Annotated in this window: 21 protein-coding genes; all 21 read right to left on the bottom strand. The window is 43.1% G+C overall.

Annotated elements, in window-relative coordinates:
- Positions 1-88: 88 nt before the first annotated feature.
- The 21 genes from ACRN9H_RS02020 to ACRN9H_RS01920 all read right to left on the bottom strand — a co-directional run bounded on the left by ACRN9H_RS02020 (position 89) and on the right by ACRN9H_RS01920 (position 20905).
- Complete coding sequence (locus tag ACRN9H_RS02020; RefSeq protein ID WP_432312247.1) at positions 89-1432, bottom strand: sigma-54-dependent transcriptional regulator; 1344 nt, start codon at positions 1430-1432, stop codon at positions 89-91.
- Entirely contained in the window at positions 1425-2507 is a 1083-nt protein-coding gene (locus tag ACRN9H_RS02015; protein WP_432312246.1) for a sensor histidine kinase, read from the bottom strand. The genes ACRN9H_RS02020 and ACRN9H_RS02015 overlap by 8 nt, the downstream gene beginning before the upstream one ends.
- A 109-nt stretch (positions 2508-2616) precedes the next feature.
- Positions 2617-4050, bottom strand: coding sequence for a sigma-54 dependent transcriptional regulator (locus tag ACRN9H_RS02010; RefSeq protein WP_432312245.1), 1434 nt, complete (start codon positions 4048-4050; stop codon positions 2617-2619).
- A gap of 284 nt (positions 4051-4334) precedes the next feature.
- The gene (fliS, locus tag ACRN9H_RS02005) at positions 4335-4745 is read right to left on the bottom strand and encodes a flagellar export chaperone FliS (protein WP_076496663.1); all 411 of its coding nucleotides are present in this window, start codon (positions 4743-4745) and stop codon (positions 4335-4337) included.
- Positions 4746-4751: 6 nt separating this feature from the next.
- On the bottom strand, positions 4752-5072 hold the full coding sequence (locus tag ACRN9H_RS02000; RefSeq protein WP_432312244.1) for a flagella biosynthesis chaperone for FliD, FliT: 321 nt from the start codon (positions 5070-5072) through the stop codon (positions 4752-4754).
- Positions 5073-5099: 27 nt separating this feature from the next.
- On the bottom strand, positions 5100-6470 hold the full coding sequence (gene fliD / locus ACRN9H_RS01995) for a flagellar filament capping protein FliD (protein ID WP_432312243.1): 1371 nt from the start codon (positions 6468-6470) through the stop codon (positions 5100-5102).
- Between the two features lie 46 nt (positions 6471-6516).
- On the bottom strand, positions 6517-6900 hold the full coding sequence (locus ACRN9H_RS01990) for a flagellar protein FlaG (protein WP_432312242.1): 384 nt from the start codon (positions 6898-6900) through the stop codon (positions 6517-6519).
- A 140-nt stretch (positions 6901-7040) separates the two neighbouring features.
- A complete protein-coding gene (locus ACRN9H_RS01985) occupies positions 7041-7859 on the bottom strand; it encodes a flagellin (RefSeq protein WP_432312241.1) in 819 nt (272 codons plus the stop codon).
- A 213-nt stretch (positions 7860-8072) separates the two neighbouring features.
- Positions 8073-8894 carry a flagellin gene (locus tag ACRN9H_RS01980; RefSeq protein ID WP_076496658.1) on the bottom strand — a complete coding sequence of 274 codons (822 nt, stop codon included), beginning with the start codon at positions 8892-8894 and terminating at the stop codon, positions 8073-8075.
- Between the two features lie 104 nt (positions 8895-8998).
- Complete coding sequence (flgL, locus tag ACRN9H_RS01975; RefSeq protein WP_432312240.1) at positions 8999-10210, bottom strand: flagellar hook-associated protein FlgL; 1212 nt, start codon at positions 10208-10210, stop codon at positions 8999-9001.
- An 11-nt stretch (positions 10211-10221) separates the two neighbouring features.
- Complete coding sequence (gene flgK / locus ACRN9H_RS01970) at positions 10222-12147, bottom strand: flagellar hook-associated protein FlgK (RefSeq protein ID WP_432312239.1); 1926 nt, start codon at positions 12145-12147, stop codon at positions 10222-10224.
- Between the two features lie 40 nt (positions 12148-12187).
- Positions 12188-13345, bottom strand: a complete 1158-nt coding sequence (flgJ, locus tag ACRN9H_RS01965) for a flagellar assembly peptidoglycan hydrolase FlgJ (protein ID WP_432312238.1) — start codon at positions 13343-13345, stop codon at positions 12188-12190.
- A 17-nt stretch (positions 13346-13362) separates the two neighbouring features.
- Entirely contained in the window at positions 13363-14454 is a 1092-nt protein-coding gene (locus tag ACRN9H_RS01960) for a flagellar basal body P-ring protein FlgI (RefSeq protein WP_432312237.1), read from the bottom strand.
- Positions 14455-14465: 11 nt separating this feature from the next.
- Positions 14466-15140: a flagellar basal body L-ring protein FlgH gene (gene flgH, locus ACRN9H_RS01955; RefSeq protein ID WP_220774620.1), complete on the bottom strand. Its 675-nt coding sequence runs from the start codon at positions 15138-15140 to the stop codon at positions 14466-14468.
- 11 nt (positions 15141-15151) lie between these two features.
- A complete protein-coding gene (gene flgG / locus ACRN9H_RS01950; RefSeq protein ID WP_432312236.1) occupies positions 15152-15940 on the bottom strand; it encodes a flagellar basal-body rod protein FlgG in 789 nt (262 codons plus the stop codon).
- 10 nt (positions 15941-15950) lie between these two features.
- Entirely contained in the window at positions 15951-16694 is a 744-nt protein-coding gene (gene flgF / locus ACRN9H_RS01945) for a flagellar basal-body rod protein FlgF (protein ID WP_432312235.1), read from the bottom strand.
- A gap of 173 nt (positions 16695-16867) precedes the next feature.
- Positions 16868-18250 carry a flagellar hook protein FlgE gene (flgE, locus tag ACRN9H_RS01940; protein ID WP_432312234.1) on the bottom strand — a complete coding sequence of 461 codons (1383 nt, stop codon included), beginning with the start codon at positions 18248-18250 and terminating at the stop codon, positions 16868-16870.
- A gap of 89 nt (positions 18251-18339) precedes the next feature.
- Positions 18340-19074, bottom strand: a complete 735-nt coding sequence (flgD, locus tag ACRN9H_RS01935; protein ID WP_432312233.1) for a flagellar hook assembly protein FlgD — start codon at positions 19072-19074, stop codon at positions 18340-18342.
- Positions 19075-19098: 24 nt separating this feature from the next.
- Positions 19099-19515 carry a flagellar basal body rod protein FlgC gene (flgC, locus tag ACRN9H_RS01930; RefSeq protein WP_076496648.1) on the bottom strand — a complete coding sequence of 139 codons (417 nt, stop codon included), beginning with the start codon at positions 19513-19515 and terminating at the stop codon, positions 19099-19101.
- Between the two features lie 2 nt (positions 19516-19517).
- Positions 19518-19922 carry a flagellar basal body rod protein FlgB gene (flgB, locus tag ACRN9H_RS01925; protein WP_432312232.1) on the bottom strand — a complete coding sequence of 135 codons (405 nt, stop codon included), beginning with the start codon at positions 19920-19922 and terminating at the stop codon, positions 19518-19520.
- A gap of 143 nt (positions 19923-20065) precedes the next feature.
- Entirely contained in the window at positions 20066-20905 is an 840-nt protein-coding gene (locus ACRN9H_RS01920; protein WP_432312231.1) for a CheR family methyltransferase, read from the bottom strand.
- Positions 20906-20930: the final 25 nt, after the last annotated feature.

The following is a 20930-nucleotide window of genomic DNA, read 5'->3' as shown; positions in this document are numbered from 1 at the left end:
TCTATGGTTAACTTGGGTAATTAATCTTTAGCACATAGAGCCTCACACATAAGGTGGAGGCGATGATATTGTTAATTGAATTTATAGGCTAATTTGGCAGTTGTATGCCCATATCACGCATCTTAGCCATTTTATATCTTAGGGTACGAGCACTGATACCTAATTTTTCAGCAACCAGTTTACGACTGCCCTGACATAGGTTTAGCGTTTCAAGAATAATCACGTGTTCTTGTGCTTTAAGCTCTTCACCTAAACCATCGGGCTCAGTCGCAAATGGATCTAAGTCTTCACTACCCAAAATCACGTCTTGGGTATCGATAATTATGTCATTCACAGTAATCAATTGACCCGTTCTTAATATCAAAGCTCGCTGGATCACATTGTCGAGTTCACGTACGTTACCAGGCCAGCGATGACTCAATAACCGACGACGCGCATTCTCATCCAATTCCGGCACATCGGCAACATTCAATGCTTTAGCATGCTTGACCAATAAATGACGTGCAAGCGGCAGTATGTCCGCTGGTCGTTGATTTAGTGCTGGCCAAGCTAAGGGAAACACGTTAATCCTATAATAAAGATCTTCTCTAAACCCACCTGCCGCTACGACAGATTTTAAATCACGGTTTGATGTGGCGAGCACACGCACGTCTAATTTGATGGTTTTACGACCACCTAAACGCTCAACTTCGCGTTCTTGTAATACCCGTAATAATTTAGCTTGTAAGCTCAAATCCATCTCAGATATTTCATCTAGCAGTAAAGTGCCACCTTGAGCTTGCTCAAATTTACCCGGACAAGCTTGATAGGCACCCGTAAATGCGCCTTTTTCATAACCAAAAAGCGTTGCCTCGAGCATATTCTCAGGAATAGCCGCACAGTTAATGGCAACAAAGGCTTGATCAGCGCGGCTGCTGTGTTGATGAATATAACGTGCTAATACTTCTTTACCCGAACCACTTGGACCTAAAATCATCACTGAAGCATCAGATGCGGCAACACGTTGAGCCAGAGCTAACAGCGCTAAACTTTTCTCGTCAGCAACCACCGGCTGATCTACATTTTGCTTTAACGGCAAATAACGCGAAACCTGATTGAGTAAAACTTCAGGGGCAAAGGGTTTGGCTAAATAATCAACAGCACCTAATTTAATGGCATTAACGGCACTGCCGATAGTCGCGTAGGCCGTCATCAACAACACTGGTAACTTAGGATGATGCTGCTGTAAATAGTTTAATAAACCTAAACCACCGATGCCCTGCATTTGTACGTCACTAATGACTAAATCAAACTGATGTTGTTTCAAGGCTAATATCGCATCTTCACCCGAGGCCACATCAATGCATTCATACTGAGCGAGCATTAGAGTATCAAGTAAAGCCTCACGCAATGATGCATCATCTTCAACGAGTAACAACTTGGCTTCAGACATGGGATGTCTCCAAAGGTAATACGCGCGCAGATTTAGCACGAGGAAAAACTAAAGACACTGTACAACCCTTATTAGGTACACAACTGAGTTGCAGCTGCCCACCATGATTACTGACTACAGATTGCACAACAGCCAACCCAAGTCCCGTTCCCTGCGCTTTGGTGGTAAAAAAAGGTTCAAGTACCTTATTTTGCATACTCGCGTCTAAACCTTTACCATTATCGATGACATCCAATAATAACTGCTCGCCCTCTTCTTTCGCTTCAATCCGAATTTCAGTCGCGCCAGCTTCAAGACTATTCATCACTAAGTTATTAATTGCTGAGCTTAATGCGTTCGAATTAGCCAACATCAAGCTGCTTGATACATCATGGAATGACAAGTCACATCCTTGCTGTGCAGCTATCGGTTCACAATTAGCTAAAACATTGTTGATAACATCGGTAAGCGAAATTAAGTCTCCGAGTTGATCCTGGCGCCCTTTAGCCATCAATAGCATGTCATTAACTTGACGTTCCAATTCATTAAGTCTATCAACAAGCTTCTGTTGAAACTTAGTTTTAGCGGCGTCTGACAACTTAGGGCTCGCTAAATTAGAGGCATACAACAAGGCCGCAGATAATGGTGTACGTACCTGATGGGCCAAAGTCGCGACCATTTTACCGAGTGCAGATAAGCGCTGTAGATGGGAGATGTTTTTCTGTAATAATCGAGTTTCAGTTAAGTCAGTTAATACGATTAACTGACCAGGCTCTGGTGTAAGGGGAGTAATAGCTAGTTTGACACGGCGACCATTGCGCAGCGATACCTCATGCCCATCATCATCCTGTGGGGCAAACGCACTGTGGATCACATCAATCCATCGAGCCCCGCACAACGAACGTTCAAGTAATTCAATCGCAACCGGATTAGCATCTGTAACGATACCGTCGCCATTGATAATCACCACGCCAGATGGCATAGCCTGTAAAATATGTTCCATACGATTGGACATATTTGCGGCCTCACGCAGTTGGTTCCATTGTTTGCTAGTGTGCTTGAATGACTCGATTTGCGCTAGTGGATTGGCTGACATAGTCACTCCGTCAATAAATTGCTTATGACGGAGTGACTGCAGAATCTATGCCAAATTAGAAATTAAAATCTAGAGGGTAAAACTACTTCAATAACAATGAAATAGAAGGTTAATCTTTCGTCATACCATACTTACGCATTTTCTCAACTAAAGTTGTACGACGTATTCCGAGCATTTCTGCGGCACGAGCCACGACGTTATCTTGCAGCTCTAGCGCCTGACGTATCATGTCGATTTCAAGCTCGGCTAATAAATCCTTAAGATTGACACCTTCAGGGGGTAATTCACTTGGGAAACGCGTTTCAGGGATGTCTACTGGCTCTTCATCACTAAAAATAGAAGCAAAAACATCACGTTCTTGTTGTTCTTCACTCATCTCCACACAAAATTCTGGCACATCAATATGGCGATACTTAACGGGTAAATCATTAACATCCACCAGTCCGCCCGGATACAAGATCGTCAGCCGTTCAACTAAATTTGATAACTCACGTACGTTACCAGACCAAGCGTGTTCTTTCAGTGATTCAATCGCGCGCTGCGTAAAACGTACTTTACCGCGACCTTCGTTATAGACTCGGCTAACCAACTCCTGTAATAACAAAGGCACGTCATCCTTGCGCTCACACAAGGCTGGCATTTCAATCGGAAATACGTTAAGGCGATAGTAAAGATCCTCTCGAAACTCACTAACGCTGATCATGGTTTCTAAATCTCTATGGGTTGCTGCTACGACACGCACATCAGCATTAATGGTCTTTGAGCCACCAACACGTTCAAATACTCGTTCTTGCAGTACACGCAGTAATTTAACTTGCATTTGTAAGGGCATATCACCTATTTCGTCCAGAAACAGTGTACCGCCTTCTGCTAGTTCAAAACGGCCTTTACGCGAAGATATCGCCCCAGTAAAAGAGCCCTTTTCATGGCCAAAAAGTTCACTTTCTAATAACTCTGGCGGTATAGCGCCGCAGTTAATAGGAATAAAGGGTCCATCGCGGCGTTCGGACAAATAATGGATATTACGGGCTACGACTTCCTTACCCGTACCTGATTGCCCCAGTACAAGCACAGTTGCCTCGGAGGTCGCGACTTGATTAATCAAGTGCCTTACATTAGCAATGCCATCACTGCGACCAACTAAGCTTCGAAATAACTTAGTTTGATTCGCACTAGTCGGTACTTGGTGACGTTTAACTTGACCAAAAACCTGGCAGAAATGCAACAATTCTGTCAGCTGAGGATAATTTAATGGCTCTTCAATACACCCAAGAATATTAGAGACTTGTAGCTCTCCCGCACTCCCAATTAACAATATGGGCTGCCACGGATATTGGATAGCAGTCTCTTTCAACGCTTCAAGTTCTATAGCATCAGCTAAAATAACTAAGGCACGAAAACGAGTATCTTTGAGACTTGCACTTAAATTTTCTACGACAATTTGCTCAACCTGCTCGCCTAAAAAATCAAAAATGCAACATAGGCGACTGAGTCGCTCTAATGGTGGTCCGACAAGTAAAATTCGTTGATCTGTTTGCATCATTCAGTAGACCGTAAAACGCTAATATTTATTAATTCGCATTAATTATTTATGGTTAGTTGCTGTAAAAGCTTAACAAATTCAATGTAAAAAATCTGTTCCACAATCACGACTACGATGAATATTGTATTATCAGCAGACGAGAAGCAAGCCTCTCATGAGGATTATGCCAAACTGAATTGATTTTAGTACATTTAAGACAAGGTCACAGTCACTTTGGTCAACAAATTGACGATGGACAATAAAAAGACGCACTAATTGCGTCTTTATGAAGCTATAACTAATCGTTAATTCGTTTCTGTATGAGCTGACATATGATGTTTATCAGCAGGGATAGCATCCCATCCTTCTTTTATATTACGTAAAATATCACACACGTCATCGATAGCTTGAACATCATTATTAAGATTAGCTTCAGATATTTTTCGCAACATAAAATCGTAAAGATCGCTCAAATTTCGAGCTATCTGACCACCGGTATCCATATCTAAGCTATTGTTTAAGCCGTTGATAATACCTATAGCTTTACCTATATAAATCCCTTTATTTGATAAATCGCGCTGCTCGATTGCAAGGCGACTTTGAGCAAGACGCTGCAATGCTCCAGCGAACATTAACTGTATAATTCGATGTGGTGAAGCGACTGTAATTTCACTTTCTAATGATACCTTACGATACGACTGTAATGACCCTCGCATAAACACCTACCTATTTGAATCTATTGTTTCGTAAACATTAATTTGGCGCTTGTTTTTACTGCTAGCATGCAGCAATGCTTGTCTATCTGCCATGATAACGTTTGATTGAATTGTAAACGTCTCATTTAAATCAAGCTGATATTGGAGATAATCTGCATCATCCATTTTGTCATCATTAAGTAGTAGACTTAGTAAAACTTGGCGCTCACCGACTAGTTTAAGCAAGTTTGATACCATATCGTCAGATTGTGGCTCTTCAGCAGGGGTTTTAATTAATTTGCTCAAAACCTCACTTAATTGAATATTAAGCTCATCAAGTTGTTTCATTGCGTTTATACCTTAGCTGATATTAAATTAACTTTTTCTAACCGCTCCTGGCAATGAATTTAAACGATCCATTAAACCTGAGCCCTGCTGATTAAGTTGTCCAACCACTAAGTCCATTTTATTAAACTGTTTTGATAAGCGAGCAGTTAGCTGATCCATTTTGAGTGTGAAAGCGACTCTTTGATCACTCAATTGTTTTTGCTGAGTGGTATAACTCGTTTGACGATCTGCGATCAATCCCCGAGATTTAACATAGCTATCGGCAACATCATTAAATCGATTTGCAAGCCCCTTCTCAGAGTTAGAAAACAAGGCTTCAACACTGGACATATCTTCCGAAAGCACTTTATCAAGCTTGGTATCATCTACAGATAATTTGCCATATCTATCAGTTTTAATACCAATATCATATAAAGCTATTGTCCCACCACTTTCGGTTGGTACTCTCTCACTTGATATACCACGTAGCTGTGATTCTATTGAGCGGATCATTGAGTCACCTTGCAATGCCGCTGCAGTTTTTGTATCTTGATTATAGGACGACATTTTATCAACTGCTGTCACCAAACTATTATAAGCATCTACAAACGCTTTAACATTGGTTTTAACAGCATCATTATCTTGAGTAATTTTTAACGTAGTCGTTTTAGCAATATCGGCATCAGTTAAACTCAGCGTAACACCCGTAATCGCATTTTTAACTTCATTACTTTGTGAAGTGACTTTTTGATCATCAATATAAATAATTGCATTTTTAGCATCTTGCAGCGTGGTAGTATTTCCTGCGCCAAACATATCCGTAAGCCCAGTACCTGCTGTATCATTCGCTGTTATAGTAATCTGATTATCTTCACCGGATTTATTTGAGCTAAAAACTAAGCGACTTCCAGCATCACTTGTGATAACCGTCGCAGTCACTCCAACATTGTCCGAAGCTTCATTTACTTTTTTTGCAATATCAGCAAGTGAATCTGTTGCTGATACATCAACAGAGAAGTTCTTGCCATTCATGCCAAAATCTACGCTTCCCTCGCCAGCTACTGAGGTCGACGAAGTAACATTGGTCCCAGCTACTTTATGATTAGCAGCAAGTTGCTCGACTTTAATGCCATAGCTACCCGCTTGAGCTGTTTTATCTGAAGTTGCTGATAAATACGTTGGGTTACTAACAGATATTTTACGTTGATTTAAGGCATCGCCAGTTTGTAATTTTTTTAAGGCATCTTGAAATTTAGACAGCTCGCTTTTTAACGTTCCCATGGCAGAAACTTTCGCTTTTATACTGTCTTCAGATTTATTAAACATCGATTCTTTAGGCATTTTTTCAGCATCTACTAATACTTTAACAATATTAGAAATATCCAAACCTGAGCCAATACCTGTCGCTGTTAATGCCATACAAACCTCTCATTCATCAACTATATACTATTAGTCAGCATGTGTTTTATGCCTCTGTTTTCATCAAAATGCCTGTCACCTCTGACAGTTTTTCAGCCAATGCCAAGGCTTCTTCACTCGGCATTTGCCTAATCACATCACCCGTATCCCTATCCAACACACTTACAACAGCTTGACCAGAATGCTCATCAACCCTAAACGCTAATCCCTTACGCATCATAGAGATCATATCAGAAAGCTCTGCTGCAACCTCATCAAGCTTATTTGGGTTAGGCTCATCAGTTGTCGTTTTTTCGGTTCGCTGCTCGTCCTTAAGTGTAACAGTACTTTCTTTGGGATCTGCAAATGGCGCTGCAGGTTTTAGTGACACGTTTAACAAATCTACTTTATTGTGCGCTAGAGCAGATGAACTAGCTATACTGATGTCCATAGAGATACCCTCACTCAGTAGGCATTTGTTTTCTATTACATACGAAATAAATGCACGATAAAATCAATCTATCGTCAATGTAATAAAGGGAGATCCGTTACCGAACCTCCCTTATCACTTTTAAAGATTAATATTGACCATTACAACAGTGATAAGGCAACTTGAGGTAATTGGTTCGCTTGAGCTAACATCGCAGAACCTGTTTGTTGTAACACTTGGTTCTTTGTCATTGTTGACGTCTCTTTGGCAAAATCCACATCAACGATACGGCTTCTTGCATCAGCAACGTTAGCTTGAGTATTCGCGCTATTGCTTACGTTATAGGCTAAACGGTTTTGAACAGCACCCAACGTTGCACGTTGCGCGTCGATATTTTTAATTGCTGCATCAATTTTTGATAATGAAGATGCACGGTTAGCAGATGTAGCGTTATTTAAACTACCTACAGACAATGAAGTTTTATTACTCGATTTCACGACAACTTTAATGTCTTCACCTTCTTGTGCTCCCACTTGGAAAACCTTACCAGCAGAAAACCCACCCGCCAGTAGTTTAGTCGTACCAAAAGCAGTAGTTTTACCGATTTCATCAATTTCTGTCGCTAAATCATCCATTTCAGCTTTCAACGCTGTTAAGTCATCAGCACTGTTTGCACCGTTTTCAGACTGGACGGTTAAATCACGCATACGCTGTAGCATGTTGGTTTGTTCTTGCATCGCGCCTTCGGCAATTTGAGCGATTGAAATCGCATCATTTGCGTTACGCATACCGACTTCAAGGCCACGCACTTGGCTATTTAGACGATTAGAAATCGATAAACCTGCCGCATCATCTTTTGCACTATTAATACGTAGACCGCTCGACAAGCGCTCCATTGAAGTCGCTAAGCCACCTGCTGAAGTATTTAAATTCTTTTGAGCTTTTAATGATGTGACGTTAGTGTTTACTGTAATGGCCATGATTCGTTTCCTCTTTATTCCTGGCTTATCAACTTGCCTGTCTACTTAAGCCAGGCGGGTCTTAATGGTTACAGTATATTTAACGGCAGCACTTTTTTTATCTTTAGGATTATTTTAAAAAATTTTTTTATTTGTAAAAAACTTTGCCCGCTTTCCACAAAAAACATAGAAAAACAGGCAAAAAAGAAGTCATCATTAGCTCAAGGTCATAAACTAACCGAGCAAGGATAACGCCACTTGTGGTAGCTGATTTGCCTGTGCCAACATAGCTGAGCCGGTTTGTTGTAATACCTGGTTTTTAGTCATAACGGATGTTTCTTTAGCAAAATCCACATCAACAATTCGGCTTTTAGCGTCAGCAACGTTAGCTTGGGTATTTGCACTATTACTAATGTTATGCGCTAGACGGTTTTGAATAGCACCCAAATCTGCACGTTGTGAATCAATGTTTTTAATTGCCGCATCAATTTTCGCTAATGAAGATGCACGGTTAGCGGATGTAGCGTTAGCTAAACTACCTACTGACAATGAAGTTTTATTACTCGTTTTTACTGTAACTTTAATGTCCTCGCCTTCTTGAGCACCTACTTGGAAAGTCTTACCAGTAGAAAATCCTCCCGTCAGCAGTTTAGTCTCACCAAAAGCAGTTGACTTACCAATTTCATCGATTTCGGTCGCAAGTTGGTCCATCTCAGCTTTCAAGGCTGTTAAGTCTGCGGTGCTGTTCGCACCGTTTTCAGACTGAATCGTCAAATCACGCATACGCTGTAGCATATTAGTTTGTTCTTGCATTGCACCTTCGGCAATCTGGGCGATTGAAATCGCATCGTTGGCGTTGCGCATACCTACATCCAAACCGCGAACTTGGCTATTCAAACGGTTAGAAATGGCTAAACCTGCAGCATCATCTTTGGCACTGTTGATACGTAGACCACTTGATAGGCGCTCCATTGAGGTCGCTAACCCACTGCTGGAGGTATTTAAATTCTTCTGTGCCTTCATCGAGGTCACGTTAGTGTTAACTGTAATAGCCATAATTATTTCCTCTTCTAAGAATCTTGCCAAGACTTCGAAGCTTGGCTATTTCCAATCTTGAAACTACTTGTAAATTTCTTGGCGGTGTTACCAGAAAAATACGCTTAAATATAATCAAACAGGGAAACAGAACCCACTTTACTAAACACACTGGAGACCGCGTTCAATGCAAGCTGTTGCTTTTCAAATTCCGTAATCGCTGATGCGTAATCGAGATCCTCCAGCAACGATAGTGCTGATGTATTCACCACTTTCTCTTCTGTATGAATCTCAGTGTAACTTTCGACAACCTTCAAATTATTCCCTGCCACACTTCTGGCTGAACTAATTTGATTGACGCCACTACCAATGCTATTCAATATTTGTGCCAACTGTGCTCTACCTTGAGGTGTGTTGGCAGAATCAGGTGTTTCAATTAATGCGATTGCACTGCTGATCGTGTCGAAAATACTGACCTCGGCCTGCGGCGCCATAGAGAAACTATCGCCAGCGCTAGGTTTTCCCTCGACTTTAACTTCTATTCCATTAAAACTAACAGGTTGAGTTGCATCAAAGTTCATCACATTGGCGACGGGATTATTGGCAGAATCGAGCACCTGTAAATTAGTGCCACCAGCACCGTTGTCGGTAAAGTTAAAAACATATGTATCAGGTACATAGGTTGCAGTGTCAGCAATTTTTGCTGTTTTAACGCTAAAGTCCCCCTGCTGACTGGCCAAATAATTGACGCTATAATCGCCAAGTCCATTAGCCGCTTTCATAAATGCACTATCGCCAGGGATATTTGTACCTAATGCAACACCAGCCTGTACTAAGCTATTTTTAACGCCCGAATCGCCGCTATAGACAATTTTCGGAGGTGTAGAGTTGTCAAAAGCGAAAGGTTCTTTATTAGTACTGAACCCAGAGAACATATAATTGCCAGATTCATCTTTCGTATTGGCAATGGAAAGGAGCTCTTCTAAGCTGCCTTTCATTTCATCGGCAATCATTTGCCGCTCTGATTCGCCTAGTGTGCCGTTTACCGCCCGTAATACTTGATCACGAATTGATGAGGTCAAATTTTCAGCACTACCAAGCTTGCTTTCGGTCACAGCTAATCGATTAGTCGCATAATCGATATTCTTCATAAACTGATCGACTAAGGCATTCTTCTGATTCAAATTGTCGATTCCCAGTGATGCCACAGGATCATCACCGGCCGTGTTCACTTTTTTACCACTACTGAGTTGTTCAAGAATTTTGCTTGTGGCTGTTTGTTTTTGCAGCACGCTGGTAATACTTTGATTAAATAGCTGTGCGGATGATAATCGCATGGTTAATTCTCCTAACGCACTGAGGTTATTAGCGTGTCAAAAATTTGTTGCGCTGTGGTCATGATCCGCGCTGATGCCTGATAAGCCTGCTGAAAACGCATTAAATTTGCCGCTTCTTCATCTAAGTTGACGCCCGACTCACTCTCTACTCGCGCATATGCTTGTTGATACACCGCCTCTGCCGAGCCAACTCGTACTTCAGCTGCTTTCGTTTTGCTGCCAATATCGAGCTTAGTTTTCTCAAAGACATCCGCTAAGGTCGATTCCCCTCCATTCATCAGCTTAGTTTCGCTCAACTTAGCCATAGCGACAGCATTAGAGTTATCACCCTCGGCGAAAGATAAATCGAAGGTAAAACGGTCATTGCCGGCCACAGCTTTGCTGTCAACTTCAAAGGTAAAACCGAAGGCGCTGATACTTGGCGGGGTATAAGGTGCAGCAGCACCTAGTGATGCACCTGCACTATCAAATGCTTCATAGGTTGGTGGTACCGCAGTGGTATCAAGCTTGATGGTTAATTCACTGCCCGTTACAGGGAAGTTTGCGGCACTGCGATTATTAATTTGAGTCAGCTTCACTTGGGTATTACCCGAGTTAGCAGCATCTGCGGTTATTTTTGGGGAACCGGCGGCAATACCTTTAGGATCTTTCATTACCACTTCAATGCCGTTTGATGCCCCGGCGGTAGGACGGATGGCAAAACGATCCCCTGACGCCATAGCGCCCGCTTTAATATCAATTGAAAATCCAGAACCGCCAGATAACGTTGAGCCAGACAAGGTCAGTGGTGTAGTGTTGCCCGTTTGTGTATCAATTAATTTGTAGCTTGCTGGTGCGGTAAATGACAATTCATAGGCGCCGCCGGTCAATAGGCTCGTGTCATCAATCGTGACACCTAAGGTTGCAGTGCCCGTATTACCCGATAAACCCGCTACACGCCCTAAAGACATCATTGGATCGTTGATATCTTTAAAGATATTAGCTCCAACTTGCCCATTAAGGTCGATGCCTTGCGCTTGCATTTTATTAAAGTTATCTGCGATACCTAGGGCTAATTGGTCGAGTTCGTGGCTGGCAGGAATTAACGTTTGATCGCGATAATCAAATATGGCGCCAAGCTGCCCACCCAGTTTACTCGGATCAACAGTGACACTCAGTGAACCAATGCTTGACGTAAGTTGGCGCTCATTTGGAAATGGGTCACCCGCTTTAGTTCCCATCTTCATAGCAACTTCACCGGATACCAACATCACCGAGCCACCGAGCATGACACTCTTTGCGCCATTTTCTAATGGGATCACGTTGACTTGGGCGTACTGGCTTAACTCTTGGACCAGTGCATCTTGTTTATCAAGCAGTTGTGCATCTTGATTGGGCGATTTCATTAACTCTAGGTTTAAGTTCGCCAGTTCAGTACCTATCTCGTTAATGCGCTGAGTCATACCAACAATTTGATCATTAGTCTGATTAAGTTGGCTATTTAAATGTGATTGCATTTGATTAAGGCTACTGGCGACCTGTTTTGCATTAGTTAAGGTCGAATTACGAATGCCTATATCAGCGGGCAAATCAGCAATGCTATTTAGCCCGGCAAACAAATCATTTAAGCTTTGCGGCACAATTTTACCAATCTGTGAAAATAGCTGATCTAGCTCACTTAATTTGCCATAGCTGGCTTCTGCAGCGCTTAAGGTGGTTTGACCAATGCGTAACTCACGGGCGGCGTAGTCATTGTAAATACGTTTAACGTCATTAACATAAGTGCCTGTGCCATAAAAACTGCCACCCAAACGCTGCGACTCTAACGTCGACTGAGTTGCCACCTGTCTGTGGTAACCGGCAGTATTGGCGTTGGCAATGTTATTACTGGTAACGCCAAGTTGTGACTGAGAGGCAAGCACACCAGTTCGCGCAATATTAAGTAGATCAATCGCCATTAGTTGACACTCCTATGAACAAACAGGGTTGTAAGCTTCATCATTTGTCTTCTCCTGGCAAAATTGATTTCAGCTCTTCGCTGATGGACTGCATCACTTTAATGACTTTTTCTGCATATTTAGGATCTGTTGCATAACCCGCATCTTGCAGAGCACGAATAAATTGGGTTGGGGATGCGGCAACTTTCTTCGCTCCTTGATAACGTTCGCCTTCAGCAATGAAGGACACAAAATCGTTAAAGCTATGTTCAAAATCACTGTAAACCCGAAAATCCGCTTTTTGCTGAACAGCTACACCGTGTTCAAACTCTAAGGTCTTAACGTTAGCTTTATCGCCCAGCCAGCGGCGATCGGCTTTAATATTAAAAAGGTTATGGCTTGGCGCGCCGTTATTACCGCGAACAATCTTTTGCCCCCAACCGGTTTCGAGTGCCGATTGGGCTAACAATACTTCTGGCTGAGTGCCTAATGCTTTGGCAGCTTTTTCAGCGTGGGGATATAAAGTTGCTAAAAACTCTTCTCGACTACTAAATCTGACAATTTTTTGAGTTTCTCTAAACGCAGTAGTCGGCAACACTTGGCCACTAATCACAGGTTCTACGACAGAAAGTGCCTGCTCGCTCCAATTTGGCTTTGGCGTATCGATGGCCAATAACCGATGGGGAGTATCAATATCCATTGATGAATTAGCATCGACGGCTCTATCTGGCTCAAATACGGGACGGGCGATAGCAGCAGGTACGCCATCATTAACCACTAACGTGGGCTCAGCATCTGGTGTGGGTGTGGGAGCTGCAACGCTTTGCGCTGGTAAATTAAGCGCTTTATCATCATGGAGCATTTTCATGCCACCATCGTCGCGTAACACCGAGGCTGGCGTAAAATTACTGGTTTCAGGGGAAAGTTGCTGCACCATCATATCAGCAAGGCCCAATACGCCTTTGTCAGATAAATCGACCGACAACTGCTGATCGCGCATCTGCTCGTAAAACTGTGTGTATTGGCTATTTAAAGGACTATCGGACTGAAAAACTGCGTTGGCATCACGCATACTTTTCATCAGCATTTGCACAAAAATACCTTCAAATTGCTGGGCAACCTTTTTCAAGGCGCCCTTCTCATCTTTCTGTGCTTGGGCGCGGAGTGAATCTAGCCCGCCCAAGTCAAGAAAATGTGATGAACTTGAAAGCTTTTCCATGATTTTCCCGACAGAAATTAGATGATGATAAGCTCACCATGCAAAGCTCCTGCCACTTTTAACGCTTCTAATATTGCTAACACATCTGAAGGAGCTGCACCGACTAAGTTTACTGCTCTAACCAGTTCATCTAGCGTGGTTCCGGGGTTAAACATAAACATGCGGCGGTCACTTTCTGTTGCCGTAATCGTACTATTACTGGTGACGGTTGTTTGACCATTTGCTAAAGCATTTGGCTGTGAAACTTGCGTGGCTTCAGCAATCGTGACTGTCATACCGCCGTGAGTTACTGCAGCAGGCAGTAAACGTACGTTTTGCCCCACGACAATGGTTCCGGTACGTGAGTTAACGATCACTTTGGCAGATTCCTCTGCGGGGATAACGTCAAGATTTTCTAGCGTCGCTAAAAATGAAACTCGCTGCGATACATCACGCGGCGCGTTGACCTGCACTGATGTCGCATCTAAAGGGCGAGCCATATCAGGGCCAAGTAAATCATTAATCGCATCAGCCATTCGTTGCGCAGTAGAAAAGTCAGAGCGACGGAGGTTAAACGTCAAATAATCACCAGACGCAAATGGGCTGGTAACACTGCGTTCTACAATGGCACCATTGGGTATACGGCCCACTGTAGGCGTGTTTTGAATCACCTTTGAACCATCTAAACCATCGGCACTAAAGCCACTGACCACTAAGCTACCTTGGGCTATGGCATACACATTACCGTCAACCCCTTTTAAAAAGGTTTGCAATAAAGTGCCACCGCGTAAACTTTTAGCCTCGCCCAAACTCGATACCGTAACGTCAAGATCTTGACCCGGTTTGATAAAGGCGGGCATATCGGCATGTACAGCAACAACAGCAACGTTTTTGATTTTCGGTTTGACATTGTCAGGCAGATTAATGCCAAAGTTTTTTAGCATGGTCATAAAGGTTTGTTCGGTATAACTGGTTTTCTCACCCGTTCCCGGTAAACCAACCACTAAACCATAACCAATCAATTGGTTACTACGTACGCCCTGTACATTGGCAATATCTTTAATCCGCTCAGCCTGACTAGGTAAAGAAAGCACTAGCATGGCAACCGCTAAAACGCGTTTATATTTCATGATAAGAATCCTTAGAAGGGCCACCAGCCGCTCATAAAGAACTGGCTTAGCCAGCCCACTTGTTGAGCATCTGCGAAAGTGCCTGTGCCACTGTATTGAATACGGGCGTTGGCCATTCGCGTTGAATCGATTGTGTTATCGGTATTAATATCTTGCGAGCGAACGAGACCCGTGACACGAATAAACTCATCACCATTATTAATTGAGATCCATTTCTCACCCCGGATCACTAAGCTGCCATTATTTAGCACTTGCATGACATTGGCCGAGATACTGCCATCTAAACTATTACTTTGATCCGCATCTGATTCACGTTTTGTGTTCATACTATCTTTGTAACGCAGATCGATGGGGATTCCACCAACAGAAACATTACTGCCACCGGCAAAGAGCGGGTCTATGCTCAGGTCGGAGCCTTTTTTAATCTGATTACCGGCACTTTTTTTCGCTTGCGTCGATTCCTTCAACACAATAGTGATAATATCGCCAACTTTGTGGGCGCGAATATCCGAATATAAGCTAGAAGATTGACTTTCTTGATAAATTGACCCCGTAGCCGCCACTTTAGTCGGCGGCGCCTCTGGATAAACAGGAGCATAAAATGGATCATCCGCAAGGGGTTTCTTTTGCGTCGAGCTACAGGCTGCAAGTAATAGCGCGACGGCCAACACAAGATATCTAGCCATGATATTTGCCTCTATAAATTCTGTGTCACATAAGACAGCATCTGATCTACTGCAGAAATCACTTTTGAGTTCATCTCGTAAATGCGCTGACTTTCGATAAGGTTAACTAGCTCTTCGGTCACGTTCACGTTAGAGGTTTCTAAGGCGCCTTGACGAATGGCCCCCATGCCATCTAACGAAGCCGTACCTTGGATAGGTGTACCGCTCGCGCCCGTTTCCGTATATAAGTTTTGCCCCATAGGATCCAGACCCGATGGATTAATAAAATCCGTCATGGTCAACTGACCAACCACTTGGTTTTCAGCTGTTCCAGGTATTTTTACTGAGACTTCGCCTTCAGCTGAGACCGTAATACTGGTTGCATTATCAGGGATAGTGATCGCGGGCTGCAGCAGATATCCAGAGCCCGGTGTCACAATTTGGCCGGTATCATCTAAGGTAAACTGACCATTTCGGGTATAGGCAGCAGTGCCATCGGGTAATTGAATTTCAAAAAAACCGGGTCCCTCAATCATCAAATCTAAAGAGTTATCCGTTGTCAGCATGTTGCCTTGCGTAAACATTTTTTGCGTAGCAACCACTTTAGTACCCGCGCCGATGTTTAAACCATTAGGCAATTTAGTGTTAGAAGCGCTAACACCGCCAGCTTGGTTAACGGTTTGGTAGAGTAAATCTTCAAATACTGCGCGACTTTTCTTGTAACCTACAGTACTGGCGTTGGCCACGTTGTTTGAGATCACCGCAATGTCAGTTTGCTGTGCGTCTAAGCCAGTTTTACTAATCCATAACGCCGGATGCATAGTCTATCCCCTAACTAATACGCATTAATGAAGATGAAGCGCGATCGTTTTCTTCCGCGGTTTTCATCATTTTGACTTGCAATTCAAACTGACGCTGTAGGCTAATTAACGACACCATTTCGTCGACAGGATTAACATTACTACCCTCTACTGCGCCACTTTCAAGACCGACAGTGGGGTCAGCTGGAGCATCATCACCAGACATAAGCCGAAATAATCCATCTTCACCACGCATCATTTGGGCATTACCTGGATTAACCAGCTTCAATCGACCCACTTCCTCAACTACTTCGGCAGTTGCACCTTGGGGACGCACTGAAATTATCCCGTCTTGAGAAATAGAAACCTTTTCGATAGGAAGTGGTAATACGATAGGACCCGCATCGCCCATCACAGGATTACCTCTGTCATTGTGTAACAAACCCGTAGAATCAAAACTTAAACTACCAGCACGGGTGTAAGCTTCTGTGCCGTCTTTTGTCTGCACGGCAAACCAACCATCACCTTTGATCGCAACGTCAAGATCTCGTCCAGTGGTTTTTATTGGGCCAGATTTGAAATTTGCTGACGGAGACTCAGTCATCGCAAACACCCTTGTAGGCAACCCTTCACCAAAGGCTTGCATCGATCTGGCTTGTGCCATATCGGACTTAAAACCCTCGGTATTTGCATTGGCTAAGTTGTTCGCACGGAGCGCCAGCTCATTCATATTTTGCTTAGCGCCGCTCATCGCGATATAAAGGAATTTGTCCACAGACGACTCCGTCAAATTTTCTACATGACAATAGCAAAGCAAGCATCATGCCAACAAAATATAACGTTTAATCTGCTGATAAAAATAAGAAATATATAAAGAGAATGGTTGGAGCAGTATAGAAAGGCTAAGTGTTGCCATAGGCGGCAACACTTAGTTGAGCAATATAATAATTAGCGGATTTGTAAAATGGTTTGTTGCAGAGTGTTGTTCACTTCAAGAGTACGAGAGTTCGCTTGGAAGTTACGCTGCGCCGAAATCAAATCAACTAGCTCAGTCGTTAAATCTATATTCGATTGTTCTAACGCTGACGAGCTAATACCACCAAATGTACCACTATTTGCCTCACCCGCTAACGCAGGGCCGGAGGCTAAACTGGCTTTCCACGAAGTATTACCGACTTGCGTTAGCCCTTGCTCATTAGCAAAACGAACTAATGCCACCCGAGCCAGGTTGACCGTCGAGCCATTACTGTAACTAGCTGTAATGAGACCATCTGTGCCAATTTCAACGTTAGTTAAACGCCCAACTGTCGTTCCATCTTGCTTCAACTCTGTTGCTGAGAAAGGATCCGCATATTGTGTGGGGGCATTAAACTTGACCGTTAAAGATTGAGTACCGTCAGCTCCAGGGCCGATTACATTAGCCCCCGTATTACCCAGCGGCTCAGTAGTAATCACGGCAGGATTACTCTCAATATATGCTCCCACTGAATTGAACTTCAAAACGGCGCCAGTCCAACCAGCCGCTGTTTGCGCTGAAACACCACCACCGCCAGAGACAAGTGGTACATCTGGAGAGCCATCACCATCGGCATCTACATCGTATTTCCCTGCTGGGCCACTCAAATTAACAGGCTTATTATCAACAGCATAATAAGCGACCCAATTATTCTCGCCGTTATATGCACCGTCTTTAGGCTTCACAAAATAGGTCGTCATGATATGTGACTCGCCAAGGGAGTCATAAATAGTCATTGAAGTGACATTGTTATAGGTTTTTGGGTCTGCTGGGTCAAATGCAGCGGGATCGAGCGTAGCAGCCTTAGCATCCAAGTTCATTTGCAGAGTGACATTTTCCGTTTTTACTGGGCTACCCGCAGTGTCAGGAATTTGCACTGGCTTAGCCGTCGTTAAACTCACTGATGTAGAGTTGCCATCTTTGTCTACTGGAAACGTTTGCAAATAGTTACCAGCTGAATCCACCATGTAATTATTGGAATCAACTTTGAATGCTCCCGCACGGGTAAATGCATGGTCAGAGGTGCCCAAATCAGAGGATGTGACAAAAAAACCACCACCTTTAATCGCCATATCGAGGGAGTTATTGGTTAGCTGTAAACTACCTTGATGAAATTGCTGAGCAACCTGACTCGTCGCAACCCCTCCCCCAACAGCTGTTTTCGCATTTGAGAAGATAGAATTAGCGTAAACATCGGCAAATTCAGCGCGAGACTCTTTGAAGCCAATGGTGTTCGCATTAGCAATGTTATTTGCGGTAGTGTTTAAATCTTTTTGTGCGGCGGCAATGCCACTCAATGCAATGTTAAACGACATAAATACCTCTACATTTGACTCAATTCAATTGCGGACGACTAACGTCCAATTCGGATCCTGCGATCACTCAAACTTACTTTTATGCGAACTTAAGTTTCAGATACCGCTAATACGTCGGTTAACTTAATACCCATTCCGCCTCTCAAATTGAGAATTGCCCCGGTACTCGCCGTGCCTAAAGACACACTGCTTACATGGGCATAAGTCGATACGGGTAATTCTTGAGCGTTGCCATCAACTAGACCGCTGGCTTTAATAGAGTAGTTACCCGCAGCAACCGGCTGGCCGTTTTTATCTAAACCATCCCAAGTGACATCGACGTTACCGCCTTCACTACCATCGACTTTAAAAGTCGTAATTACTTGGCCTTTTTCATCTTCAACGCGCACTGTCAACTCAGGTATTTTACTCGGGGTACTGATCACGCCTTTTATCGTAGGACTTTCAGCAGAGATATTGCCCGTATCTGTTGGGATTAATACCTTGCGGCCAACAAGTCCTGATGCCTGCAGTGCTTGGCTCGATGTCATTACACTATTTAAATTGACGATTTCTTTATTAAGATTAGAGATCCCATCAACCGTAGAGAACGAAGCCATTTGCGCAATCATTTGATCATTATCAACAGGCTTAAAAGGATCTTGCATCGACAGCTGTTGACTTAATAAAGAGAAAAAATCCTCTTGCGTTAAGTTCTGACCTTTTGCCTCAGGCACTATCGAGTCTTTTGGCAAGCGTATACCATCGAGAAACGGATTCCCTGTAGAACTGGTATTCTGAGATGACGGCACTGCCGCTTGATTTATTTGATTAATGAGGCTCACAACTGACCTCCTACATTACGCATGTTATTTACCCATCCCAAGTGTTTGTTGCAGCATAGACTTAGCTGCTTCAGAGACCTGAACGTTCATTTGGTATGAGCGCGAAGCAGAAATCATATCTGCCATTTCTTCCATAACATTAACATTGGGCTTATAAATAAAACCGTCCGCATCCGCCATTGGATGATCGGGCGAATATTCTTTAAGCAGTGGTTTATCACTCTCAACAATACCTTTCACTGCAACGCCTTGAGTGGTTTGTTGCTGGCTTTTAGCCTTAGCCATTTCAGCTTCAAAAATAGGATGACGAGCACGATAAGTCTTATCTATGCTACTAGAGACTGAATCTGCGTTAGCTATGTTACTCGCGGTAGTATTTAACCTCACCGATTGGGCTGACATTCCCGAGCCAGCAACATCAAAAATGCTAAATAAACTCATGATTAATCCCCTCGCAACGCTTTCTTCATGCCACTGAATTTACTATCTAAAAACCCTAGAGACATTTGATATTCAAGTGCATTTTGCATAAATGCTGATTGTTCTTGCTGGATATCAACAGTATTACCATCGCCAGTATCAGGTTGATTTGGTACGCGGAACTTAACATGCTGACCGGTCAATTCTGCCAGTCCAAAATGTTTGTCAGATTCTTGCATATCAAGACTACGACGCTGCTGCTGTTGACCACGTGCGGATTGCATCGCCGCTGAAAAATCGACGTCGCGGGCTTTATAATGTGGCGTATCAGCATTAGCGATATTACTCGACAATACTTCGGCTCGTTGAGCTCTAATACCAAGAGTATATTGATGCACACCGAGTGCATTATCAAAATTGATCGCCATAAAATTGCCTCCTTGTATCACTAATGGAAACAAAGCAATTGATGTGCCAACATAGATAAAAAGCAGAAAAACAATAGAATAAACGAATAAAAGATAAAGGATTGCCGACTCTACTGTCGGCAATCCTTATTTAAGCAGTTAATTTAAGTCTTTTTCTGGTAATAAATCCCTGGATTACAACGTACCATATCAAATTCGTCAGTTAATCCAGCAATTGATTCAGAAGCCCCGAGGAATAAAATCCCTTTAGGATTAAGAGCGGCAGCGAATTGCCGCAAAATCTTTGCCTTTGCCTCCGGTGCAAAATAAATAAGCACATTACGACAAAAGATAATATCAAACTTACCAAGCAGGCTATAACTCTCAAGCAGATTATGTGCTCTGAAATTGACTAGACGCTTCACATTATCCTTTAACTTCATATTTCCAGAAGGTAATGCATCAAAAAACTGGCGTTTTCGCTCTTCAGATAAACCACGTGCTAATGCCAAACCGTCATATTCTGCATTTTTACAACGCTCAAGCATCGAGGGCGATAAATCTGTCGCTTGAATAGAGGCACTCCCCGCAAGCGCACCAGGCTTCTTCTGTTGATATTCGAGTATCGTCATCGCTAAAGAATAAGGCTCTTGTCCAGACGAACACGCGGCAGACCAAATTTTAAGAGGACGCCCCAAACGGCTATACTCGGGTAATAATGCGTTGTTTAATAATTCAAACGGATAACGATCACGGAACCAGAGAGTTTCATTCGTCGTCATAGCATCGATCACTTCGGCTCGCAGTGCTCGCTCTGTCGGCTTCATCGAGTGCTTAACCACGTCAGACAAGGATGGCAGGTTATATTTCCCCATCAAAGGAGCTAAACGGCTGCGCACAAGATATTGCTTATTCTCACCCAGTACGATGCCGCTATGTTGCTCTAAGAACAACCTAAATTGATTATATTCAGCTTCAGCGAGTGATTTATTTGGCACATTCACATCCTAAATCTTATAGCGTGCACTA

Origin of the sequence: Shewanella sp. MF08487 (genome assembly GCF_050848685.1) — a bacterium.
In the GTDB taxonomy this organism is placed as follows: Bacteria; Pseudomonadota; Gammaproteobacteria; order Enterobacterales; family Shewanellaceae; genus Shewanella; species Shewanella glacialipiscicola.
This window is presented reverse-complemented; position numbering and strand designations above follow the sequence as displayed.